Source organism: Mycobacterium sp. (genome assembly GCF_044223235.1).
GTDB lineage: Bacteria > Actinomycetota > Actinomycetes > Mycobacteriales > Mycobacteriaceae > Mycobacterium.
Window position 1 is genome coordinate 66877 of sequence record NZ_JBGAME010000018.1, and the last position, 22498, is coordinate 89374.

20 protein-coding genes and 2 pseudogenes are annotated in these 22498 nt (G+C 66.7%); 8 read left to right on the forward strand and 14 right to left on the reverse strand.

Translation table 11 applies throughout. From position 1 onward, the window contains the following. Positions 1 to 43: 43 nt before the first annotated feature. Entirely contained in the window at positions 44 to 922 is an 879-nt protein-coding gene (fdhD, locus tag ADBZ6K_RS19270; protein ID WP_526349607.1) for a formate dehydrogenase accessory sulfurtransferase FdhD, read from the reverse strand. A gap of 143 nt (positions 923 to 1065) precedes the next feature. Between fdhD and ADBZ6K_RS19275 the strand changes: the two genes are divergently transcribed. Both ADBZ6K_RS19275 and ADBZ6K_RS19280 read left to right on the forward strand, forming a co-directional pair. Beyond that, on the forward strand, positions 1066 to 1392 hold the full coding sequence (locus ADBZ6K_RS19275) for a DUF732 domain-containing protein (protein ID WP_526349683.1): 327 nt from the start codon (positions 1066 to 1068) through the stop codon (positions 1390 to 1392). Positions 1393 to 1409: 17 nt separating this feature from the next. Then, on the forward strand, positions 1410 to 1847 hold the full coding sequence (locus tag ADBZ6K_RS19280) for a DUF5078 domain-containing protein (RefSeq protein WP_526349609.1): 438 nt from the start codon (positions 1410 to 1412) through the stop codon (positions 1845 to 1847). 179 nt (positions 1848 to 2026) lie between these two features. Here the strand turns inward: ADBZ6K_RS19280 and ADBZ6K_RS19285 are convergent, their stop codons facing one another. From ADBZ6K_RS19285 to ADBZ6K_RS19295, 3 genes and pseudogenes are all read right to left on the reverse strand, one after another. Continuing rightward, positions 2027 to 2521 carry an MMPL family transporter gene (locus tag ADBZ6K_RS19285; protein WP_526349611.1) on the reverse strand — a complete coding sequence of 165 codons (495 nt, stop codon included), beginning with the start codon at positions 2519 to 2521 and terminating at the stop codon, positions 2027 to 2029. 67 nt (positions 2522 to 2588) lie between these two features. Beyond that, positions 2589 to 2753: pseudogene (locus ADBZ6K_RS19290) on the reverse strand (MMPL family transporter); the annotation flags it as partial. Between the two features lie 100 nt (positions 2754 to 2853). After that, a pseudogene (locus ADBZ6K_RS19295) lies at positions 2854 to 3282 on the reverse strand (MMPL family transporter); the annotation flags it as partial. Between ADBZ6K_RS19295 and ADBZ6K_RS19300 the strand changes: the two are divergent. Next, positions 3245 to 3688 carry a hypothetical protein gene (locus ADBZ6K_RS19300; protein WP_526349691.1) on the forward strand — a complete coding sequence of 148 codons (444 nt, stop codon included), beginning with the start codon at positions 3245 to 3247 and terminating at the stop codon, positions 3686 to 3688. The pseudogene ADBZ6K_RS19295 and the gene ADBZ6K_RS19300 overlap by 38 nt on opposite strands. On the opposite strand, the gene ADBZ6K_RS19305 is transcribed toward ADBZ6K_RS19300, so the two are convergent. Both ADBZ6K_RS19305 and ADBZ6K_RS19310 read right to left on the reverse strand, forming a co-directional pair. Then, positions 3610 to 4926, reverse strand: coding sequence for an MMPL family transporter (locus tag ADBZ6K_RS19305; RefSeq protein WP_526349613.1), 1317 nt, complete (start codon positions 4924 to 4926; stop codon positions 3610 to 3612). The genes ADBZ6K_RS19300 and ADBZ6K_RS19305 overlap by 79 nt on opposite strands. Beyond that, positions 4923 to 5354: an MmpS family transport accessory protein gene (locus ADBZ6K_RS19310; RefSeq protein ID WP_526349685.1), complete on the reverse strand. Its 432-nt coding sequence runs from the start codon at positions 5352 to 5354 to the stop codon at positions 4923 to 4925. The genes ADBZ6K_RS19305 and ADBZ6K_RS19310 overlap by 4 nt, the downstream gene beginning before the upstream one ends. A 471-nt stretch (positions 5355 to 5825) precedes the next feature. On the opposite strand from ADBZ6K_RS19310, the gene ADBZ6K_RS19315 reads away from it, so the two are divergent. From ADBZ6K_RS19315 to ADBZ6K_RS19330, 4 genes are all read left to right on the forward strand, one after another. Continuing rightward, complete coding sequence (locus ADBZ6K_RS19315; protein WP_526349615.1) at positions 5826 to 8000, forward strand: glutamine synthetase III family protein; 2175 nt, start codon at positions 5826 to 5828, stop codon at positions 7998 to 8000. Positions 8001 to 8126: 126 nt separating this feature from the next. Continuing rightward, complete coding sequence (locus tag ADBZ6K_RS19320; RefSeq protein ID WP_526349617.1) at positions 8127 to 8342, forward strand: type II toxin-antitoxin system VapB family antitoxin; 216 nt, start codon at positions 8127 to 8129, stop codon at positions 8340 to 8342. Further along, on the forward strand, positions 8339 to 8737 hold the full coding sequence (vapC, locus tag ADBZ6K_RS19325) for a type II toxin-antitoxin system VapC family toxin (protein WP_526349619.1): 399 nt from the start codon (positions 8339 to 8341) through the stop codon (positions 8735 to 8737). The genes ADBZ6K_RS19320 and vapC overlap by 4 nt, the downstream gene beginning before the upstream one ends. A gap of 194 nt (positions 8738 to 8931) precedes the next feature. After that, a complete protein-coding gene (locus ADBZ6K_RS19330) occupies positions 8932 to 9093 on the forward strand; it encodes a hypothetical protein (RefSeq protein WP_526349621.1) in 162 nt (53 codons plus the stop codon). A 193-nt stretch (positions 9094 to 9286) separates the two neighbouring features. On the opposite strand, the gene ADBZ6K_RS19335 is transcribed toward ADBZ6K_RS19330, so the two are convergent. Then, positions 9287 to 11086, reverse strand: a complete 1800-nt coding sequence (locus ADBZ6K_RS19335; RefSeq protein WP_526349623.1) for an SLC13 family permease — start codon at positions 11084 to 11086, stop codon at positions 9287 to 9289. 272 nt (positions 11087 to 11358) lie between these two features. On the opposite strand from ADBZ6K_RS19335, the gene ADBZ6K_RS19340 reads away from it, so the two are divergent. After that, positions 11359 to 12765, forward strand: coding sequence for an HNH endonuclease signature motif containing protein (locus tag ADBZ6K_RS19340; RefSeq protein WP_526349625.1), 1407 nt, complete (start codon positions 11359 to 11361; stop codon positions 12763 to 12765). Between the two features lie 292 nt (positions 12766 to 13057). Here ADBZ6K_RS19340 and ADBZ6K_RS19345 read toward each other — a convergent pair whose 3' ends face one another. The 7 genes from ADBZ6K_RS19345 to ADBZ6K_RS19375 form a co-directional block, all read right to left on the reverse strand. Then, complete coding sequence (locus ADBZ6K_RS19345; protein WP_526349627.1) at positions 13058 to 13390, reverse strand: TfoX/Sxy family protein; 333 nt, start codon at positions 13388 to 13390, stop codon at positions 13058 to 13060. Between the two features lie 8 nt (positions 13391 to 13398). Beyond that, positions 13399 to 13788, reverse strand: coding sequence for a nitroreductase/quinone reductase family protein (locus ADBZ6K_RS19350; protein WP_526349629.1), 390 nt, complete (start codon positions 13786 to 13788; stop codon positions 13399 to 13401). Continuing rightward, positions 13785 to 14819 carry an LLM class flavin-dependent oxidoreductase gene (locus tag ADBZ6K_RS19355; RefSeq protein WP_526349631.1) on the reverse strand — a complete coding sequence of 345 codons (1035 nt, stop codon included), beginning with the start codon at positions 14817 to 14819 and terminating at the stop codon, positions 13785 to 13787. The genes ADBZ6K_RS19350 and ADBZ6K_RS19355 overlap by 4 nt, the downstream gene beginning before the upstream one ends. 95 nt (positions 14820 to 14914) lie before the next feature. Continuing rightward, positions 14915 to 17275, reverse strand: coding sequence for an endopeptidase La (lon, locus tag ADBZ6K_RS19360; RefSeq protein ID WP_526349633.1), 2361 nt, complete (start codon positions 17273 to 17275; stop codon positions 14915 to 14917). Positions 17276 to 17424: 149 nt separating this feature from the next. Continuing rightward, entirely contained in the window at positions 17425 to 18432 is a 1008-nt protein-coding gene (locus tag ADBZ6K_RS19365) for an alpha/beta hydrolase (RefSeq protein ID WP_526349635.1), read from the reverse strand. A 372-nt stretch (positions 18433 to 18804) separates the two neighbouring features. After that, entirely contained in the window at positions 18805 to 20211 is a 1407-nt protein-coding gene (locus ADBZ6K_RS19370) for a mechanosensitive ion channel domain-containing protein (RefSeq protein ID WP_526349687.1), read from the reverse strand. Positions 20212 to 20216: 5 nt separating this feature from the next. Further along, the gene (locus tag ADBZ6K_RS19375; RefSeq protein ID WP_526349637.1) at positions 20217 to 22466 is read right to left on the reverse strand and encodes an adenylate/guanylate cyclase domain-containing protein; all 2250 of its coding nucleotides are present in this window, start codon (positions 22464 to 22466) and stop codon (positions 20217 to 20219) included. Positions 22467 to 22498: the final 32 nt, after the last annotated feature.

A 22498-nucleotide genomic window follows, 5' to 3' on the forward strand; every position in this document is an offset into this window, starting at 1 on the left:
TCGAGCCGGGGGCTGCGGTCGGTGGTGGAGCTCCGAGCCCGGGCTACCGGGTGATCCGGTCGGGCCTGCTGTAGACGTTCATCGAATCGCCGCGCAGGAAGGCGACGAGCGTCAGACCCGACTGGGTGGCGAGGTCGACGGCCAGCGACGACGGTGCGGACACCGCGGCCAGGACCGGGATCCCGGCCATCACCGCCTTCTGGGTGAGCTCGAACGAGGCGCGGCCACTGACCAGCAGCACGGTGCCGGTCAGCGGGATCCGGTCCTGTTCGAGCGCCCAGCCGATGACCTTGTCGACCGCGTTGTGCCTGCCGATGTCTTCGCGCACCACGAGCGGCGTCCCGTCAGGCGTTCCGGCCATGGCAAACAGCGCCGCGCCGTGCAGCCCGCCCGTGCTGGCGAATACCTTCTGCGCGGCGCGCAGCCGGCCGGGCATCGCCGACAACCCGTCCGCGGTGACCGTGGACGGATCGTCGCCCGGGCCGTGCTTGCTGATCAGCCGCACCGCGTCCAGCGAAGCCTTGCCGCACACCCCGCACGAGGACGTGGTGTAAAAGTTGCGGGTGACGTCCACCTCCGGCGCCGCGACCCCGGGAGCCAGCCTGACGTCCAGGACGTTGTAGGTGTTGGCGCCCTCTTGACCTCCGTCATCCGACGGGCTGTCGGGGGAGCCGGAGTTGCGCACCGCGCCTCTGCAGTAGCGCACCGACAGCACGTCAGCGCGCGCGCCGATGACTCCCTCGGTGAGCAGAAACCCTTGCGCCAGTTCGATATCCGATCCCGGGGTGCGCATGGTGACCGTCATCGCCGTGCCGTCGACCCGGATTTCGAGCGGCTCCTCGACGACGAGGGTCTCGGGGCGCGCGATGCTGGCCGCCGCGGTCAGATGTTGCGCGCGGCGCCGTGTGGTCACCCGACCCACGGGACCTCCCTGCTCAGCATGAACCCAGCGTAGGGTGCGAGATGACGCTGGGGACACTGAGCAGAGCGATCGGGACACTGAGCAGAGCGATCGGGACACTGAGCAGAGTTAGTCAAGCTAAGATCAGCCAGGTGAGAGCAGCGATGGTCGCGTTGGCTGTCGCAATCGGCTGCGCGGTGGCTCCACCCGCCGTGGCGCATGCCGACCCGGACACCGACTTCGCCAATCAACTGCACGGCTACGGCATCTACGGGCAGAAGGACTACAACGCGTGGATCGGCAAGATCACGTGTAAGCGGCTGTACCGGGGTGTGGACGCCGACGCATTCGAATCGGCGCGCTTCGTCGCCAACCAGCTCCAGAAGGACAGCACCACCGAGCAGGCGTGGCAGTTCCTCGGGGCGGCGATCAGCTTCTACTGTCCGGATCAGACACCGGTCCTCGAACGGGCCGCGCGGCAGCAGAACTGAAGCGTCAGGAGGTCACGATGGTCAAACGCTTCAGCGTTGCTCTGGCCGTCGCCGGGGCGGTGGTGCTGTCTGTCGGGGTGGCGGCCGCTGATGCCACCGATGACTATCCGATTCCCAACCGGATGCTCAAGACGACGTGTACCGCCGAGCAGATCATGGCCGCCGCGCGTGATGTCCGGCCGGTTTACTACGAGCGCTACATGATCGACTACAACAACAAGTCACCCGACATCCAGCAGGGTGCCCGCGACCGGATCCACTGGTTCTATTCGATGGATTACGCGGGCCGCCGGGCGTATTCGGAGAACATCGCCACCGACATCTACTACGAGCAGATGGCGTTCCGGTGGCCCAACTGGGCCAAGCTGTTCTTCAACAACAAGGGTGTGGCCGCGCGCACCACCGACGTATGTGCCCAATACCCGCCCGACGACATGTCCGTCTGGACCTGGTAGAAGCCATCCACCCCGCGGCGACGGCGGCCTCCAGCTCGGCTATCACTTTGTAGCTGTTCCCGGTGTCGGTCGGTCGCGCCGGCGGAGCCCAGCCATCTTCCGCGAGATCGACGTATTGCAGGCGAATCCCGAGACAACCGCCGCAGAACGTCGATTTCGGCGTGGGCTGCGCCGGGAGATCACGAGATGGTCAGGGACGGTTCGGGCGCAGTCTTCGGTGCTGGCCACGGCGTCCGCGGTGGTCGGCTGCGCACGTTCTGCGGCCACCAGAACCAGCGGCCGAGCAGTGCGGCGATCGACGGTGTCATGAACGACCGGATCACCAGGGTGTCGAACAGCAGGCCCAGCCCGATGGTGGTGCCGACCTGCCCGATGACGACGAGGTCGCTGAACGCCATTGACGCATCAGCAGGCGAACGCGAACACCAGGCCGGCGGCCGTGACGACCGAACCGGTGCCGCCCGGCGCGGATGATGCCGGTGTTCAGGCCGGCGTGGATCTCCTCCTTGAACCGTGACACCAGCAGCAGGTTGTCGAAGGTAAACGACGACCAGCAGGATGATCACCGACATCGCCAGCACCATCCAGTGCAACTCCATGCCCAGGATGTGCTGCCAGATCAGCACCGAGCCGAACAGGCCTTGGCAGGAGAGCACCACGGTGCCCACGATCACGGCGGCCAGCCACCACCGCGCGGGTGAGGATGAGCGCGGTGGTGAAGGTCAGCGCCGGCGAAGGCGATCCGGCGATCGCGGGGTCGTAGCGGGCGCCGTCGGCCATGTCTTTGAAGGTGGCGGCGGTCGCCGCCGGGTAGATCTTGGACCCTTCCAGCGGAGTGCCTTTGATGGCTTCCTTGGCGGCGGTCTTGATGGCGTCGATGTGGGCTTCGATGCCTTCGGGGCTCATCGGGTCGCCCTCGCTGGGAAGATGATGAAGCGCACCGCGTGGCCGTCGGGGAGAGGAACATCGTCGCGCCGCGTTTGAAGTCGGGGTTGTCGAAGGCTGTGCCCGGCGGAAATAGAACAGGTCGTCGTTCTTGCAACACGTCGAACGCCTTCCCCATGGCGTTGGCGTTGTCCTGCATCGCGGCCATCTGATCCTGAAGACCCTTCTGGCTGGCGTACATCGTCAGCATCATGGTCTTCATGGTCTTCATGGTCGCGATCATCTCGGGCATCAACGCCACCATCTGCGGCATCAAGGCGTCGAGGCGTTCCATATCGGGAACGAGCTGCTGGATGTCGTCGGTCATGGTGTCGATGCCGTCGAGGGTGTCGAAGATCGAGCGCATCGACCAGCAGATCGGGATGTTGTAGCAGTGTGGTTCCCAATAGAGGTAGTTGCGCAGCGGACGGAAGAAGTCGTCGAAATCGGCGATGTGGTCCCGCAACTCGGCGATGTCGACGCTCATCTCCTTGGTCTTGGTAGAGGCCATGCGCAACGTTAGTCGCCGCCATCTCCCGAGTCAGGCGCTGCATCTTCTCCATCGTGTCGATGGTGTTCTGCATCTCGTCGGCCTGCACCAGCATGTCGGCCATCCGGTCGGACATGTACTTCTGGTTCATCTGCTGGGTGGTGCCCTGCATACCGATCATGAAAGGGATCGAGGTGTGTTCGATCAGGGTGCCCAACGGCCGGGTGATGGCCTGAACGCGGCCGATGCCGGGCACCCGGAAGATGGCCTTGGCGACCTTGTCGATGACCAGGAAGTCGGCAGGGTTGCGCAGGTCGTGATCGCTTTCGATCATCAGCAGTTCGGGGTTCATCCAGGCCTGCGAGAAATGCCGGTCGGCCGCGGCGTAGCCGACGTTGGCACTGGCGGGATGTCGGCGGGCATGTAGATTGCGGTCGTTGTAGCTGGTGCGGTAGCCGGGCAGGGTGAGCAGGCCGACCAGTGACAGGGCGATGGTGGCCACCAGGATCGGGCCGGGCCAGCGCACGGTCGCGGCGCCTTACGCCAGCCGCGGATGCGCATGGCGCGTTTGGGTTCCAGCAGGCCGAACCGGCTGGCCACCGTGACGATGGCGGCGCCGAGCGTCATCGAGCAGAAGACCACCACGAGCATGCCGATGGCCAGCGGAATGCCCAGCGTCTGGAAGTACGGCAGGTTGGTGAAGTGCAGGCAGAACGTCGCGCCGGCGATCGTCAGACCCGAGCCCAACACCACGTGGGCGGTGCCGTGATACATGGTGTAGAACGCCGATTCGCGGGATTCGCCGACCGAGCGGGCCTCCTGGTAGCGGCCGATCAGGAAGATCGCGTAGTCGGTCGCCGCCGCTATCGCCAGGGTCACCAGCAGGTTGGTGGCGAACGTCGACAGCCCGATGATGTCGTAGTAACCCATGAATGCCACGACCCCTCGGGTCGCCGACAACCCGAGGACCACCGTCACCAACACCAGCAACACCGTCACGATCGAGCGGTAGACCAGCAGCAGCATGGTGATGATCACCGTGAAGGTGACTATCTCGATGGTCCGCATGCTGCGGTCGGCGGCGAGGTGCTGATCGGCGGCCACCGCCGCGGGACCCGTCACGTAGGCGTTCACCCCGGGCGGCGCGGGGGTCTCGGAGACGACCTGTTGCACGAACTCGACGGAGTCGTTGGCCAGCGCCTCACCGAAATTGCCCGCGAGGTAGACCTGGACGTAGGCGGCTTTGCCGTCGGGGCTCTGGGATCCGGCCGCGGTCAGCGGGTCGCTCCAGAAGTCCTGGACGTGCTCGACGTAGGTCCTGTTGGCCTCGAGCTTGGCGACGATCTCGTCGTAGTACTTGTGCGCGTCGTCGCCCAGGGGCTGATCGCCCTCCAGCACGATCATCGCCGAACTGTTGGAGCTGAATTCCTCGAACACGTGCCCGATACGCTTCATCGCGACCATCGACGGCGCCTGGTCGGGGCTCATCGACACCGCGCGCATCTGCCCGACGGTCTCCAGCTGGGGCACGACGATGTTGAGGACCGCGATGAGCACGACCCAGCCGAGGATGATCGGCACCGCGAACGTCCGGATGAACCGCGCCAAACCCGAGCGCCGTTCCTCGACCGCCGCGGCGGGGAGGTCGCTGGTGGGTGCGGTCATGCGGATTTCACCAGGCAGAAGGTTTGGGCGTTGACGCCGTCGGAGGTGCGTTGGTCTTTGAGTTCGTCGTCGACGGTGATGCGGCAGCTGATGGTGTCACCGTCGCCTTGGGCGACGATGTTGGGGAAGACCGAGGGTGCGGTGGTGGACAGGGTCAGTGACCAGGGCAGGGCGGCGCCGTCGACGCGTTGGGGTTGGGCGTTGAGGTCGAGGTAGTTGATGTCGGCGGTGGCGCCGGGGACGCCGTAGACCTGGTAGGTGACGACCTTGGGTTCGAAGGGTTTGGTGTCGTCTTCCATGGCGGTGGACACTCCGACGGTGTCGGGGCCGCCGAAGAAGGTGCGGATCCTCATCACCGTGAAACCCGCGATCGCGACCACCACAACGATGACCAGCGGGATCCACGCTCGCTTCAACAGACTGGAAATGAGAATCCTCCTGCAGCCGCCGGTCTTTCAGACCGCCCGTGCTGGGAGTACCGAGGGCAACGGTGCAGCGCCGCCGGTGTGTGGCATGCATCCTCCGCTTCTCGCGCCTCTACAGATCAGCTCGTCGACAGATTAGGCCATTTAATTGAATGGCATAGTCTAGCCCCGGCCCTCGCTGGTTCAGAAGGGGTTGGGGTCGCGGCCGGGCAAACCCAATTGGCCGCCGCGGCGGTGGATTCGCTCAGCCTCGGACCTATCACCACTGCTTATCCGGCTATCGCGTTGCCGCGCCGTCCTGGCCCGCTTGCGTGGCCTGGGCCGTCGCACGCGGTCCGATTTCGCTATCTTTTCCCGTGGCGACGCATTACGCCGTTGACGTCAACGTAACAAGATTGCCATGAACGCTCCCTACTGTTGCACGGTCCAAAGTTCGCGAACCCGTACGCGGACCACGCAGCGATAGGAAGTCAATTGAGCGGAAATGCAGTTCGTCTGCAGGCGATCACCAGCGTCGAGGCGTACGTGCCGCCGGCGATCAGCTTCGATCCGGCCGAGGAGCCGGGCGAGATCTTCGGATCGAACGTCTTCACGAAAGCCGAGATGCAGGCGCGACTGCCTAAGTCCGTCTTTAAGTCCGTCGTCGCCACCATCGACAAGGGTGTGAAGCTCGACCCGGCCGTCGCCGACGCAGTCGCTGCGGCGATGAAGGACTGGGCCCTGGAGAAGGGCGCCACCCACTACGCCCACGTCTTCTACCCGATGACCGGCCTGACCGCCGAGAAGCACGACAGCTTCCTGGAGCCGGTCTCCGACGGCCAGACGCTGGCCGAGTTCGCGGGCAAGACCCTGATCCAGGGTGAGCCCGACGCCTCCAGCTTCCCCTCCGGCGGCCTGCGCAGCACGTTCGAGGCGCGCGGCTACACCGGCTGGGACGTCACCAGCCCGGCCTACATCCTGGAGAACCCCAACGGCAACACGCTGTGCATCCCCACCGTGTTCGTGTCGATGACCGGTGAGGCGCTGGACTACAAGACCCCGCTGCTGCGCAGCCAGCAGGCGATGGGCACGCACGCCGAGCGCATCCTGAAGCTGTTCGGCCACACCGGCCTGGAGAAGGTCGTGTCCTTCTGCGGTCCCGAGCAGGAGTACTTCCTCATCGACCGGCACTTCTTCTTGGCGCGCCCCGACCTGATCAACGGCGGCCGTACCCTGTTCGGCGCCAAGCCCCCCAAGGGCCAGGAGTTCGACGACCATTACTTCGGTGCCGTCCCCGACCGTGTGCTGGCGTTCATGATGGACACCGAGCGTGAGCTGTTCAAGCTCGGCATCCCCGCCAAGACCCGGCACAACGAGGTGGCCCCCGGCCAGTTCGAGATCGCCCCGATGTTCGAGCGGGCCAACATCGCCGCCGACCACCAGCAGCTGCTGATGACGATCTTCAAGACGATCGCCAAGAAGCACGGCATGGAGTGCCTGTTCCACGAGAAGCCCTTCGCCGGCGTCAACGGGTCGGGCAAGCACGTGAACTTCTCGATGGGCAACGCACAGCTCGGCTCGCTGCTGGTGCCCGGTGACACCCCTCATGAGAACGCCCAGTTCCTGGTGTTCTGCGCCGCGGTCATCCGTGCCGTCCACAAGTTCAGCGGTCTCCTGCGCGTCTCGGTCGCCTCGGCGACCAACGACCACCGCCTCGGCGCCAACGAGGCCCCGCCGGCCATCATCTCGATCTTCCTCGGCGACCAGCTCGCCGACGTCTTCGAGCAGATCGCCAAGGGCGCGGCGACGTCGTCGAAGGGCAAGGGCGTCATGCACATCGGCGTCGACACCCTGCCGCCGCTGCCGACCGATCCGGGCGACCGCAACCGCACCAGCCCGTTCGCCTTCACCGGCAACCGCTTTGAGTTCCGCGCGCCGGGCTCGGGGCAGACCATCAATGTGCCGATGATCATCCTGAACACGATCATGGCCGACTCGCTCGACTACATGGCCACCGTCCTGGAGAAGGCGGTCGCCGACGGCAAGGATTTCGACTCCGCCGTTCAGTCGCTGCTGACCGAGGTCATCACCGAGCACGGCGCGGTCGTGTTCAACGGCGACGGCTACTCGGAGAACTGGCAGATCGAGGCCGCCGAGCGTGGCCTGCTCAACCTCAAGACCACACTGGACGCTATCCCGCAGTTGATCACCCCGGAGGCCATCGAGGTCTTCGAGAAGTACGGCGTGTTCAATGAGCGCGAGCTGCACAGCCGCTACGAGGTCCGCCTCGAGCAGTACGCCCTGACCATCGCGGTCGAGGCGAAGCTGGCACTGGAGATCGGAACCACGATCATCCTGCCCGCCGCGGTCCGCTACCAGACCGAGCTGGCGCAGAACGTGGCCGCCCTGAAGGCCGCGGGTGTCGCCGCAGACACCACGCTGCTGGAGACGGTCTCGGCCCCGATCGCCGAGCTGACCGCCGCGTTGGGGACACTCAAGACGGCGTTGGGTACCCATGCCGAGGGCAGCCTCGCGGAGGCGACCCACGCCAAGGAGGAGCTGCTGCCTGCGATGGAAGCGGTGCGTACGGCCGCCGACGCGCTGGAAACCGTTGTGGCGGACGACCTCTGGCCGCTGCCGACCTATCAGGAGATGCTCTACATCCTCTGATCACGCTCTCTTTTCCGCGAGCGTGCGTGTTTGTACACGACACACGCAGTGTCGACGTACAAATGCGCACGCTCGTCGGAGAGTGGGCGGGGATGGCCGTACACCGTCGAGTGTATCGTGGTGTACGTGTCTCGCACGAACATCGATATCGACGATGAGTTGGTCGCCGCCGCTCAGCGTCTCTATCGGCTCGATTCGAAGAAGAGCGCCGTCGACCTGGCATTGCGCCGGCTTGTGGGAGAGGCCTTGAGCGCACAGGAGGCTCTCGCGCTCCAGGGCACTGGCTTCGACTTCACCAACGACGAGATCGAGGCGTTCTCCGCCGGCATCGACTCGGCGTGATCGTCGACACCTCCGTATGGATCGAGTTCTTCCGGAACAAGGATTCGACGGCCAGTCAATGGGTCGCCGAGAATATCGCGTCCGGCACGTCGGTCGTCGTGCCCGAGGTGGTGCTCATGGAGCTCCTCATCGGCACCACCGACGACGACGCGGCCGCCCTACGCCGCCGGTTCCTGCAGCGGTTCATCATCGAACCGCTTGCGCCAGTGCGTGATTGCGAGGATGCGGCGATGATCCATCGACGTTGTCGCCGCGCGGGCAAGACCGTCCGCAGTCTGATCGATTGTCAGATCGCCGCCGTCGCGTTGCGGCTCGATCTCCAAGTCGTTCACCGCGATCGTGACTTCGACGTTATTGCTGCGCACTGCGGATTGCGGACGGTTGCACTCTACTGAGCGCCGCTTGGTGCGGTTATGACGTCGCGTCATCCGCGAAAATCGTGTTGATCAACTCAGGCACCGTCGTGCCAAGCACCTCGCTGAGCGCGATCAGGGTGGATAGTCGAGGATTCGCCGGCTTGCGATCGCTTCTTTTGCCAAGCCCGGCTTCCAAAAGCTGATAGTGGTTGCGGCTGATACTCCTTGTTCGGATGAACGCGGACCTGCTGATGGGCGAGGACCTGCGAAAGACCCACTCCGCGAACCTGTTCACCGTATTCGGTGAGCCCGATATCGAGATCCGCCACACAGATGACGGCAGGATCGTCGTCGACCTCAGGGCAACGACACCAGTCAGATTGCGCTCTGGATGATCGACTCCGACTACGACGAGACCTCGTTCTTCGTCCGGCAGTGTTACTTCACCGGCGGCAGCGATCCGTATGGGCGTCTCAAGGTGGCGTGGCGCTGACGATCGCCGTCAAGGTGATCAATGACTATGGCGACGAAGTGATGAAGGTCTTCGAGGCGTAGCCGGATTACCGCGATCACGCGGCGATCCAATGGCTAGCCAGTCAACGGCCAGAACAGCGGGATCAGCAACAGCGCCAGGACCAGCCAGGTGAGCATGACCGCCAGACCCAGCCGCCAGTAGTCGCCGAACCGGTAGCCGCCGGGATTCATGACGATCAGGTTGGCGGGCGTCGCGATCGGGGTGAGCAGGGCGGCCGCACCGGCCACCGCCACCGTCATCAGAATCGGCTGCACCGACAATCCCGTCTCGGCGGCGGTCGACAGCGCGATCGGCACGACGATCAGCACGGTCGCCACGTTCGAGATGAACTGACCCAGCGTGGCCGTGAGCAGGAACAGGATGGCCAGAATCAGCACCGGATTGGCATCCCCGACGGCGTCGACGATCGGCCGCGCGATCGCGTCGGCGGCGCCGCTGGACGATATCGCATCCGACAAAGGGATCAGAGCGGCGATCAGGATCACCGTCTGCCATGGGATGGCCCGGTAGGCCCGTTCCAGTCGCACCACACGGGCGAGCACCATGGCCCCGGCGGCGAGCACGGCGACCACCGCGGCGGGCATGACGCCGATCGCGAGCAGGATCACCATCACCGCCAGGATCCCGATAGCCCGTGATGCGGTCGGGCCCAGCGGAACCGTCTGTCGCCGTACATCGTCCGCGGATTCGACGACGAGCATGTCGTGGCTGTCGAGGCCATCGATCGCGTCCCACTGCCCGTGCATGAGCAGCATGTCGCCGGGCTCGAGCGTCGTGACCCGCGGCCCCCTATCGGCGTTGCGACGGCGTACCGCCAGCACAGTCAGCCCGTTCCAGCCGAGCATCCCGGGGAATACCGGGCACTCGAGCCATTCCGATCGCGGGGGGATGACCACCTCGGCGACCCCGGCGGTCCGGTTGATGAGATCGCCGTCGCTCACGTCGACGACCTGGGTCAGAGTGAGGCGCTGCTCGGCTGCAAGCGCCGCCACCGCACGGCCGTCGCCGTCGACGACGATGCTGTCGCCGACACCGAGCGGTTGATCGCTGTTCGCCAACCGCCCCGACGCCGTCTGCGCTGCGATCAGCCGCACACCGGACTCGCCGAGCACGTCGCCGGCCTGCGCGCCCACCGCGGGTGCTCCGGCGGCCACCGTGAGTCGCCACACGCGATAGTCGGCACCCCAGTGTTCGACGAGGGTGGGTACGTAGTCGGTGAAGTCGACGGGTGCCTCGGTCGGCGTTCGATCCGGCACCAACAATCTGCCGAACAGCACGCAGACCAGGATGGTCGCGGCGACTGCCGGGACGCCGATCAGGCCGAACTCCAGATAGCCGAAACCGCCGCCGTCCCCGCCGAGGGAGGCTTCGTGCACGATCACATTGACCGGGCTGCCGCTCATCGTCAACAGCGACCCGGCGCTCGCCGCGAAGGCCAGGGGGATGAGTACCCGCGACGGACGCAGCCGCGCACTGCGCGCGACGGCCACCGTGACCGGCAGCAGCGCCGCCGCTGACCCCGTGACCGTGATCACCGCGCTCACCAACGCGGCCAGCCCCATCACGGTCACGAGCAGCCGTCGATAGGTGCTGCCGCCGACGCGCGACAGGGTGTCGCTGATCCACGCCGTGACGCCAGAGGCCTCCAAACCCTCGCCGACGATGAACATCGCGGCGATGAACACGATGACGGGATCGCCGAACCCGCTGAACGCCGTCTGCACGTCGATCAACCCGGCGAACAGCAAGGTCAGCGCGCAGCCCACCGCCACGATCTCGACCGGCAGCCGATTCCAGACGAACAGGACGACCGCGACCGCCAGGATGAGCAGGCTCAGCGTCGCAGCGGACATGCCGCGGCTCCCGACTCCCGTCCGCTGCGTGGATTCACGCCATGATCATGCCGTTCCGACGCCGTCAGCGCAGCGGCGAACGGCTCTGGGCTTAAGCGGCGGTGAACGGTGCCAACTCGATAGCTCTCCGCGCCTCCGGGGTGGTGGTCGGGTGCGCGATCCGATCGAAGACTGGATTCGCAAGGACACAGCTGGCCGTCACGTGTCTCGGTGGTTGTAGTGGTCGTATTCCGGGCTGAATTTTGTCGGTGGTTCGAACTAGTGTTCTATCCATGGGGATGTCGGAGGTGGTCGCAGCGCTCGACGCGCTGGACGCCGCGTTCGACACCCTGACCGGTCTGCCGCTGCAGTCGCTGTCCCACCCCGAGCAGTTGACGGTGCTGGACCGACTGGAGGTGTTACGCCGGCGCCAACCCGCCCTGGACCACCGGGTGCTGGCCCACCTGGTCTCACACGTCTCCCCGATCGCGTTGGGCGCCAAGTCCTGGGCCGATGTGCTGGCCGAACGGCTGCGCCTCTCCTCGGGTGAGGCGCGGCGCCGCCTGGCCGAGGCTGAGGATCTGGGTCCGCGCCGCGCCCTGACCGGGGAGCCGTTGGCGCCGCGGTTGGCGGCCACCGCCGCCGCCCAAGCCGCCGGGCAGCTCAACGCCGAACACATCAGCATCATGCGCAAGTTCTTCCATCACCTACCGCAGGCCGTCGACGCCGAGACTCGCGACTGTGCGGAAGCGAGTTTGGCCGGTATCGCCGCCGGGCAGCGTCCCGAAGGCTTACGCCAGGCGGCCACCCGCCTGGCCGCGCTATTGGACCCCGACGGCGCCCTGCCCGACGACCGGGACCGGGCCCGCAAACGTGCCCTCACCCTCGGCAAACAGGGCGCCGACGGCATGTCGGCGTTGACCGGCTACCTCGACCCGATGGCGCGGGCCACCCTGGAAGCCGTCCTGGCCAAACTGGCCGCACCCGGCATGGCCAACCCCGACAACGACCATCCCGTCGTGGACGGCCAGCCCAGCGAAGAGCAGATCCGCCGCGATGTGCGCACCCCGGCCCAACGCAACCACGACGCCCTGACCGCGATGGGCCGCGCGATGCTGGCCTCCGGACAGTTAGGCCAGCACCACGGGCTGCCCGCCACCCTCATCATCACCACCACCCTGGCCGAGTTGGAGGCGGCCCAGCATCTGCGGCCCGGTCCCACCGGCTACGCCCTGACCGCCGGAGGGACTGTGGTGCCGATGCGTGAGGTGGTGCGCCTGGCCAGCCACGCCCACCACTACCTGGTCGTGTTCGACAACCACCGCCAGTTGCCCCTGTATTTGGGCCGCACGAAGCGGTTGGCGTCGGCTGGGCAGCGCATCGTGCTGTTGGCGCGGGATCGGGGTTGCACCAAACCGGGCTGCACCACCGGGGGCTACTACACCCAAGCCCACCACGTCGCCGGCTGGGCCGACAACGGGCAGACCGACATCGATGACCTCACCCTGGCGTGCGGGCCGGATAACCGGCTCATCGAAACCACCGCATGGACCACCCACACCCGCGACGACGGCCTCATCGAATGGATCCCCCCACCTGACCTCGACACCGGCCAAACCCGGGTGAATAACCTCCACCACCCCGAACGCCTCCTCAACCCCACCACCGAGAAACCCGGCGAACCCGAGGAACCCGGGTAACTAACCAAGGCCGCAATGGGCTGACCCGCGCCCGGGTAACCAAATGAGGAACCCAGGGAGAAGAAGGCCGCACGGGGCTGCCCCAGGCCCGGGCAACCCAACGAGGAACCCGGGAACCCAACACACCCGAACAGAGGACAACGAGCACGACCCCGACCACTGACGTCACAGCACCCGCCGCGTAGCCAACCGAACACGCGTCGGCCAACCAAAGACACCACAGCCGAGCAGGGCTCAATCGAGACCGAGTGCGGCACAACAAAATTGGGAGACACGCCCTGGTCGGCAAACCTCACTTCGGGGGCAGGCTCTTGACGTAGGCGACGCTGCGGTCCACCCACACACGGAGCTGGCGTTCGGTCGCGATCCCGTCGGCGCTGACCCGCACCCACCCCTTGGTGGGTCTGCCCGCCATCACCATGGGCTCCACGTGCGCTTGCTGTAACAAGTCGTCCGCCTCGTCTGCGGCGATCCGCGCCAACAATCCGCCCTTGCCACTGACCGCGACGGCCATGTGGCCGCCGAGCAGGAATGCCAGGCCACCGAACATGTACTTCTCGTCGACGCCGCGTTCGCGCGCGAGCAGTTCGCGGATCCGATCGGCGAGGTCGGCGTCGAAGGCCATGGGTTCCGTCAGTCCAGATCGACTCGGATGGTGAGCAGGTCGGTGCCCAGCGCACGCACAACCGCGCTGTTGGAGGTGGGCTGATCCCGCAGCCGCGCGTGCGGATCGTCGTCGGGCAGCAGGTGGGCGGTGCCGGTGCGCCACTGGCCGCGCAGGCGCACGCGCACCGCGGGATTGGCCTTGATGTTCTTGACGTAATCGGAGTATTCGCCGTGTTCGGACACCAGCCAGAAGACGTCCCCGTCGAGGTGACCGCCGACGGCGGTGAGCCGCGGCTGCCCGGATTTGCGCCCGACCGTCTCGATCATCGTCGCCGACGACCGGCGCCCGATCGGGTTGACGATATGGCGCTGCAGGTTGTGCACGATCCTTCGCTTGATCTGCGTCAAGGAGCTCACCTGTGCTCCACCCCCTTTGGTGTCCACCCCAGCCTGGGTCCGAGGTGTTCTGCCATGTCCGTCACGATCTGTACGTAGTCATCCTCGTCGAAGGTGAACGGAAGCGCGAACGCGATCTCGTCGGCCCGCCGGAACCCGGCGTGTCCGAACAGGGCGTCGGCGAGTTCGTCGGACGTGCCAACGTAGTCGGGGGAGAACATCATGCCGCGCGGGCCCTGCGGCGTGGTGGTCCGCTCGTATCGGGCCGCCGCGTAGGCGCGATACTTCTCGGCCTGCGCAGCAGTCGCCGAGTCCGTCGGGATGACCACCAAACCCTGTGACACCCTGGCGCTTTCGGGTCTGACGTGGCCCGCTCGGAAGGCGTCGATGTGCTCGGCCTGGATGGTCGCGAAGTCGCGCGAGGTGCTGCCTTCTATGCTCACGACGTTGCTGGTCATATAGTTGATGCCCTGTCGGGCCGCCCAGATCGCCGACTGCAGCCCACCGCCGTACCAGACCCGGCTCACCAGACCGGGCGAGTGCGGCTGAACGATGCGGGAGAATTGCTCGATACCAATGGTGCCCTCGAAATCGCTCACCGGGTCACCCCGTAGGCATTCGAGCAGCCGCACCACTCGGTCCTTCGAGAAGTTCTCCACCTCATGGGTTTCCGGATAAAGCCGGGTGCGGAAATGGTCGTAGAGCATCGGCACACCGACCGACACCCCGGCGTTGAGCCTGCCCCCGGACAGTATGTCGACGGTCGCGAGGTCCTCGGCCAGGCGCATCGGGTTCTCCAGACCCAGCGGTATCACCGCGGTGCCCAGTTCGATCCGGGAGGTGCGCTGCGTCGCGGCGGCCAGCAGCGCCACCGGGGAGGAGATGCCCGGCTGCAGATGCCGCTGGCGGACCCAGACGGTGTCGAAACCCAATGTCTCGGCCCGCTGAATCACCCGCAGGGTCTCCTCGTGGCCGGGTCCTGGATCGGCCGGGTGGAACCGGCCGATCGTCAGGAAACCCAGCTTGCGCAGCGGCTGACCACGTTCTGGCATGGCCCTGGATCGTACTCACATAGCCCAGATAGCCCAGATAGCACTGAAGGCTGCGATCCGTGTCGAATCACAGCCCCCAGCGCTATTTCGAAGTGTCAGGCCGCAACCGTCGCAGCCGCTGCCGGCTCCAGCGCCCGCGCGACGATATCGGCGACGTCGGTCATCGGCAGCACCCGCAGCGCCTCGAGCACCTCGGCAGGCACATCATCCAGGTCCGCTTCGTTGCGTTGGGGTATGAAAACCGTTGACAGACCGGCGCGCTGGGCTGCGAGCAACTTCTGCTTCACTCCGCCGATGGGCAGCACCCGCCCGTTGAGCGTCACCTCGCCGGTCATCCCGACATCGGAGCGGACCTGCCTTCCGGTCGCCATCGACACCAGCGCCGTGACCATCGTGACACCAGCGGACGGACCGTCCTTGGGCACCGCGCCCGCGGGCACGTGCACGTGGATGCGGCGGTCCAGTACGGCGGCGTCCACTCCGAGCTGCGCGGCATGCGAGCGGACGTAGGACAGCGCGATCTGCGCCGACTCCTTCATCACATCGCCCAGCTGCCCGGTCAGCTGCAATCCGGGCTCGCCGTCGGTCGCACCTGCCTCGATGTAGAGGACGTCACCGCCGAGACCGGTGACCGCCAGCCCCGTCGCAACGCCCGGCACCGCCGTGCGCTCCGCCGACTCCGGCGTGAACCGCGGACGGCCCAGGTAGCCAACGAGATCCGACTCGTCGATGGTCAACGCATCAACGTTCTCCGCCAGCTTGGTGGTCACCTTGCGCAACGCCTTGGCCAGCAGCCGCTCGAACTGCCGCACACCCGGTTCGCGGGTGTAGTCGGCGGCGATCTTGCGCAACGCGGCATCCGTCACCATGACCTCCTCGGCGGTCAGCGCCGCGCGTTCTCGCTGCCGGGGCAGCAGATAATCGCGGGCGATCGCGACCTTGTCGTCCTCGGTGTAGCCGTCGATCGTCACCAGCTCCATCCGGTCCAGCAGCGCCGACGGGATGTTCTCGATCACGTTGGCGGTGGCCAGGAACACCACATCGGAGAGGTCCAGATCCAGATCGAGGTAGTGGTCGCGGAACGTGTGGTTCTGCGCCGGGTCGAGCACCTCCAGCAGCGCCGCGCTGGGGTCGCCGCGGTAGTCGGAGCCCACCTTGTCGATCTCGTCCAGCAGCACAACGGGATTCATCGAGCCCGCCTCGCCGATGGCCCGCACGATACGGCCGGGCAACGCGCCGACGTAGGTGCGCCGGTGGCCGCGGATCTCGGCCTCGTCGCGCACACCGCCCAGCGCCACCCGGACGAACTTGCGGCCCAGCGCCCGCGCGACGGATTCGCCCAACGACGTCTTGCCGACGCCCGGCGGACCGGCCAGCACCATCACGGCACCCGAACCGCGGCCGCCGACGACCGCCATACCGCGCTGGGTGCGGCGCGCCCGCACCGCCAGGTATTCGACGATGCGGTCCTTGACGTCCTCCAGCCCGTGGTGGTCGGCGTCGAGGATCTCCCTGGCGGACGTCAGATCCGTCGAATCCTCGGTGCGCACATTCCAGGGCAGGTCGAGCACGGTGTCCAGCCAGGTGCGGATCCAGCCGCCCTCGGGACTCTGCTCGCTGGCACGTTCCAGCTTCCCGACCTCGCGTAGCGCCGCCTCGCGGACCTTCTCGGGCAGATCGGCCGCCTCGACGCGGGCCCGGTAGTCATCGTTGCCCGGTTCGCCGTCGGAGCCCAACTCCCCGAGCTCCTTGCGGATCGCGTTCAGCTGCTGGCGCAGCAGGAACTCCTTCTGCTGTTTCTCCATACCGGACCGCACGTCCGAGGCGATCTTGTCGTTCACCTCGACCTCGGCCAGGTGGTCGCCGATCCACTCGATCAGCACCCCCAGCCGCTCGGCCACATCCGGCGTCTCCAGCAGCTGACGCTTCTGCACCTGGGTCAGGTACGACGCGTATCCGGCGGTATCGGCAAGCGCCGACGGGTCGCTCAGCTGGTTGACGACGTCGACGATCTGCCATGCCTCCCGCCGCTGGAGCATGGCCAGCAGCAGCTTCTTGTATTCCGCGGCGAGCGCCCGGGTTTCGTCGGTGGGCTCGCCCTCGGCGACCTCGGTCACCTCGACCCACAGCGCCGCACCCGGGCCGGCCGCACCCGCGCCGATATGCGCGCGACGCTCCCCGCGCACCACTGCCGCCATTCCAGCCCCGCCCTGCCCGAGCGTCGCCGACGGGGCGCCTCCGGCGATCCGGCCGATCTGCACGATCGATGCGATGACGCCGTAGGACGGGTAGCGGTCATCCAGGCGCGGCGCGATCAGCAGCTTGCCGGACTCGCTGGCCCGTGCCGCATCCACCGCGGCGCGTGCGGCGTCGTCGAGCTCGATCGGAACCACCATGCCGGGCAGCACGATCGCCTCACCCGAGAACAACACCGGCACTGTCGTGATATCAGACATCAAACCTCCAAAGTTCAGCCTGCCGCGCTCAACCTTGGTGGGGCCGGGTTTGTTCCCACGCGAGGCGGTGTTGCGCTCGGCGCGAAACGGCCGGAAGCCTGCCGCGGGGGGACGGCAGGCTTCCGGGTTCTCGGTGGGATCAAACGGGGTCAGGCGGCCGCCTGGGCTCCGAGCACCCGCTGGATGTCGGGCTTCATATCCAGCAGCTGCTGACCCCAGTAGCCCCAGCTGTGCGTCCCGTTCGGCGGGAAGTTGAACACGCCGTTGGTGCCGCCCGCGGCGATGTAGTTGTCGCGGAAGGTCTGGTTGGTGCGCAGCGTGAACCCTTCGAGGAACTGGGCCGACGCAAGACCGCCACCCGAGCTGCCCGCGTCGAGCTCCGACGGGGTGCCGGTGCCGCAGTAGACCCAGATCCTGGTGTTGTTGGCCACCAGCTGGTTGACGTTGACCATCGGGTCGTTGCGCCGCCAGGCCGGGTCGCTGGTCGGGCCCCACATGCTCTCGGCGTTGTAGCCACCCGCATCGGTCATGGCCAGTCCGATCAGCGTCGGCCACCAGCCCTCGGACGGGTTGAGGAAGCCCGACAGCGAACCCGCGTAGATGAACTTCTGCGGGTAGTAGATCGCATAGGTCAGCGCCGAGCTGCCCGCCATCGAGATGCCGACGACGGCGTTGCCGGTCTGGGAGACCCCCCGGTTGGCCTCCAGCCAGGCCGGCAGCTCCTGGGTCATGAAGGTCTCCCACTTGTACGTGTAGTTCTGTCCGTTGCCACGGGACGGCTGGTACCAGTCGGTGTAGAAGCTGGACTGGCCGCCGACCGGCATGACCACCGACAGTCCGGACTCGTAGTACCACTCGAACGCCGGGGTGTTGATGTCCCAGCCGCTGAAGTCGTCCTGGGCGCGCAGCCCGTCGAGCAGGTAGACCGCGTGCGGCCCCCCGCCCTGGAACTGCACCCTGATATCGCGGTTCATCGCCGGCGAGAACACATCGAGGTATTCGACCGGAAGGCCGGGCCTCGAGAACGCCCCGGCGGTTGCCGAACCCCCCGCGAAGCCGATCAGCCCAGGCAGTATCAGCGCCGTAACGGCGCTCACCACGAGCCGGCGCGACCACCTCCGCGCTGCTGCGGCGTGCATCTTCCTGATGAACTTCATAACGGCAACCAACCCACCTTTCTTCGCGTTCCACCAAGCAGTGCCGTCGCTTTCGTGCGTTAGTGAAACACGCAGGGCGACGCCGTCCCCGGACTCAACGCCGAGCGCCGACGTCGCGGTTGGCTAACGATTCCGACTCGGCGCGGACTCGAGTCAGATCAATTCCCGATGTGACCTGTGTGAACAGAGGTATGGACGAGGTGCCAGCTGACGGAAGGGCGGCGTCGGCTCATGAGGGCGTGATCAGGGCCGATAGGTACTCAAGCCGACACATCGCCGCGGCGAGCGACGGATCGTCGGTGCCGTCGATCACGCCGGGGCGGGTGCGCAGTAGCAAACTGCGAAGGCAAACTGCAATAGCAGAGGCGGCGATCATTCCCGGGCGGCTGCAAGCGCGCGCTCGACGTTGGCCCTGCGGCTCTCGATCGCCCGGCCGATCTCCTGGAGCAGCACCGGCTTGTGCAGCACCAACTCCTCCATGCGTTCGCGAGCGATGCGCAGCACCGTGACGGGCTCCAGCGCATAGGCACCGGCGAGCACCGGCTGCCGGGTCAGCGCGCTCTGCCCCAGGAACGCCCCATCCTCCAGCGTGCCCACCACAACCGGTGAGCCGTCGTCGGCGGTGGCCGTCAGCCGGACCCGTCCTTCGACCACGAACAACATCGCGTCGGGCACCTCGCCGATGTGCTGCAGGATCTCATCGGCGCCGTAGCGCACCATGGTCGCGTAGGCGACCAGGCCCTGCTGGTCGGTCAGGCTCAGCCGCAGCCGCGGGGCGATCAGCTGCAACGCCTTCTCGATCCGCTCCGGGGTGGAGAACGTGTCGGTGGATGCGTCGAGGTGCAGGCCGTCGCGGCGGGCCGCGTACCAGACCCAGCGCAGGAACATGGCTCGCGCGGGACCGTCGTCGGCCGGGGACCGCAGCGCGACGGTGGTGTGGAACTCGGTGGTGCTGAACTCGGTGGCGCGCGAGACGACACTGACCGGCGTGGCGTCCGGTCTACGCTGCGGCAGCATGCTCGCCATCCGGTTGAGCATCGCGCATACATCATCGGGCGGATCGTCGAGCGCAAACGTGGTGTCGATGGTGATGGAGTGCGCCCCGGCTGGTCTACTCAGGTTCGTGAACGACGCCCCCGCCAGCACCGAGTTCGGGATGATCTGCAACCCGCTGCCCGTGTCTATGTGGGTCGCCCGCCAGTTGACCTCGACGACGCGTCCGCGGGCGGTCGGGGTGTTCAGCCAGTCCCCGAGCTGAAACGGCTGCTCGAAGAGCACCAGCAGGCCCGAGATGATCTGGCCCACGGAGTTCTGCAGCGCCAGGCCGAGCACGATGGAGCTCACGCCGAGCGCGGTGAACAGACCGCCGACGTTGGCGCCCCAGATGTAGGAGAAGATGATCGCCAGGCCGATGGCGATCAAGGCGAACCGGGCCACGTCGATGAAAATCGTGGGCATACGCCTGCGCCAGCTACCTTCCGGCGCGCTCTGGAACAGCGTCGCGTTGAGCCCCGCCAGCAGGATCACCAGGACGACGAACGCGAAAACGGTGGCCACCACGCGCACCGACGTCGCTTCCGCCGACACCTCCGTGCCCTTGACCAGCAGCAGCAGCAACGCGGCCAGCGGCAGGATGTAGGTGCGGATCAGGCCGACCGGCGTGGCCAGGATGCTCTTCCTGCGGACCAGGAAGTGCTGCCACTCGGTGAGCACGATCAGCCCGACCGGAAGGCCGACGGCGACCCCGATCGCCCAGTAGAACCACCCCGAGGTGAACATGCCGGTCACTGCTGGCGCTCCGAGAGCCGCCAGATCGGTTCCTCGGATCCGTCCACGCTGACCGTGCCGGCAGGGGTGAAACGCCGGGTGTCGCGGGTGACTTCATAGACATCGGCGGTGACGTACACCCCGGGCTGGGGGGAGCCGTGCGTCACCTGGTAGGCCAGGTTGACCGCGGCGCCCCACATGTCGTAGACGATGGCACTCCTGCCGACCAGGCCAGTGGTGACGGTGCCGGTGTCGATTCCGGCCCGCAGCCCCAGCCGGCGGCCGGTCTCGGCGTTGAACCGTTCGATGATGCGCAGCATCTCCAGCGCGAAATCAACGGTGCGCCGCACGTTGTCCAGGCGGGGGACGTTGAGCCCGCAGCTCGCCAGGTAGCCGTTGCGCAGCGTGCGCACCGGTTCCACGCCCAGACCCTCGGCCGCGGCGTCGACCTGGCGCAGCAGCTCGTTGAGGATCGCCAGCGACTCCTCGGACGGCAGTTCGTCGGACAGCTCGTCGAGACCGACGATGTCGGCGAAGATCACCGTGACATCCTGGTGGTCCTGGGCGATCGTCTGCTCGCCCTCGCGGTAGCGCTGCACGACCGGCTCGGGCATCAGCGACAGCAACAGCCGGTCGTTCTCTTTGCGCTGCTCGGCAAGCAATTCCTCCTTGATGCTCAGGTTGCGGCTCATCTCGTTGAACGCCGCGGTCAGGTCGCCGATCTCGTCCCGCGCCTCGACGGGAATCGCCACGTTGTACTCGCCGCGGGTGATGCGCCGGGCGCCGGCCTCCAGCCGCCGGATCGGCCGGACGAACACCTGGGCGAGCAGCATGGCCGCGACGCAGACGACGAAGACGATCGCGGCCGCCGTGAGAACCAGTGTGCGGGTGAATGCCGCTTCGGGGGCGAACGCTTCCGACGTGTCGATCTTGGCGATGATCGACCACTGCAGGCCGGTCTCGGGCAGGTCGACCGGCGCGTACGCCTGCAGGGTCTCGTGACCCAGGTAGTCCTTGATGATCAGCGTGCCCGTCTCGCCGCGCTGCGCGCGTTTCACCGCCTCGGTGGCCACCGGCTGGATCAGCACGGTGCTGCCGAGCCTGATGGCCTCGCTGACGGCGGACGGGGAAGTGCCCGCGTTGACCGCGTCACGTTCGTACTCCTGGGGATCCTGCAGGAAGAGCCGCGAGTCCGAGCGCATCAGATCGTCCGGGCCGGCCAGGTAGGTTTCGCCGGTCTCACCCATGCCGGTCGCCTGCCAGCGTTCGCCGACGGTCATCAGGCGGTTGAGACCGGTGATCGGAAACTGCAGGGCCAGCACACCCGCGGCGCGGCCGTCGATGCCGACGGGTGCCACCATCCATGCGGTCGGAGTGTTGTGGGCGGGCTGGTAACGCTCGAAATCGGTGACCACCACGGAATCGACGGCGTTCGACGCCATGGCCTGCTGGAACGCTCCCCGAAGAGTGCTCTCCCGGAATGGCCCGGTGAGGACGTTGGTACCCAGATCGACACCCTTGCGCGAGCTGTAGACGACGTCGCCGCCGCCGTTGATGAGCAGGGCGTCGACGAAGCCGTACTTGGTCACGATCTCGCGGAAGAAGTCGTTGTAGCGGGCGTGCGCGGTGGTCCACTGGCTGCCGTCACGCGCATCGTCGAGGTGAAGGGCGTCGTCCCTCGAATCGAACGGCGCGGTGTAGAGCGCCTGCAGGTAGCGCTGGGCATTCGACGTCGGCATCAGCGCCCTGGCGTCGAGCCGCTTCCCGGACAGCTCCTCGGTGCCCGCGACGAACCGCTGGTAATAGTCGTTGAGCTGCTGCTGTTGCGCAGGGGTGATGTTGGTTGCACCCAACTCGCCGAACCCGAGGGTGAACGCGGCGAGGGCGTCGACGGTCGTCGACCCGTGCGTGTAGATGGTGAGCGAATTCATCAGGTCGTCGACCTTGGCGCGCAGCGTGACACTCTGCGAATCGCGTACCTGCGTAAGCCGGTCGAACACCGCGGCGCGCAGCGAGTCACGGCCCGATTGGTAGCCGATGAAGCCCACCACCACGGCCGACAGGATGCTGGCCACCAGCAGCATCACGATGAGCTTGGACTGCACGCTGATCCGGGACAGAAACCGGCGACGTGACCGGGCACGGCCGGGCTGGCCGGCCGGATCGGTGCCGTCCTGGGCGTCTCGGGATGTCCCGTCAGTGGGCTCCCCGGCGGCTTCTAGGGAGGTCGCGGAGGTGGCGCTGCCCCCGGGAGACGGTGACGCCATGTCGTCTCTCACCTTTCACTGGTCGGGCGTGA

What these genes read in the sequence shown, in the direction of transcription:
- ADBZ6K_RS19370 (WP_526349687.1), bottom strand. Translation starts at nt 20,211, where the DNA reads ATGTTCACCTCGGGGTGGTTCTACTGGGCGATCGGGGTCGCCGTCGGC.
- ADBZ6K_RS19345 (WP_526349627.1), bottom strand. Translation starts at nt 13,390, where the DNA reads ATGGCCTTCGACGCCGACCTCGCCGATCGGATCCGCGAACTGCTCGCG.
- lon (WP_526349633.1), bottom strand. Translation starts at nt 17,275, where the DNA reads ATGTCTGATATCACGACAGTGCCGGTGTTGTTCTCGGGTGAGGCGATC.
- ADBZ6K_RS19375 (WP_526349637.1), bottom strand. Translation starts at nt 22,466, where the DNA reads ATGGCGTCACCGTCTCCCGGGGGCAGCGCCACCTCCGCGACCTCCCTA.
- ADBZ6K_RS19365 (WP_526349635.1), bottom strand. Translation starts at nt 18,432, where the DNA reads ATGAAGTTCATCAGGAAGATGCACGCCGCAGCAGCGCGGAGGTGGTCG.
- ADBZ6K_RS19300 (WP_526349691.1), top strand. Translation starts at nt 3,245, where the DNA reads ATGTCGACGCTCATCTCCTTGGTCTTGGTAGAGGCCATGCGCAACGTT.
- ADBZ6K_RS19340 (WP_526349625.1), top strand. Translation starts at nt 11,359, where the DNA reads ATGGGGATGTCGGAGGTGGTCGCAGCGCTCGACGCGCTGGACGCCGCG.
- ADBZ6K_RS19280 (WP_526349609.1), top strand. Translation starts at nt 1,410, where the DNA reads ATGGTCAAACGCTTCAGCGTTGCTCTGGCCGTCGCCGGGGCGGTGGTG.
- ADBZ6K_RS19330 (WP_526349621.1), top strand. Translation starts at nt 8,932, where the DNA reads ATGAACGCGGACCTGCTGATGGGCGAGGACCTGCGAAAGACCCACTCC.
- ADBZ6K_RS19275 (WP_526349683.1), top strand. Translation starts at nt 1,066, where the DNA reads ATGGTCGCGTTGGCTGTCGCAATCGGCTGCGCGGTGGCTCCACCCGCC.
- ADBZ6K_RS19305 (WP_526349613.1), bottom strand. Translation starts at nt 4,926, where the DNA reads ATGACCGCACCCACCAGCGACCTCCCCGCCGCGGCGGTCGAGGAACGG.
- ADBZ6K_RS19355 (WP_526349631.1), bottom strand. Translation starts at nt 14,819, where the DNA reads ATGCCAGAACGTGGTCAGCCGCTGCGCAAGCTGGGTTTCCTGACGATC.
- ADBZ6K_RS19335 (WP_526349623.1), bottom strand. Translation starts at nt 11,086, where the DNA reads ATGTCCGCTGCGACGCTGAGCCTGCTCATCCTGGCGGTCGCGGTCGTC.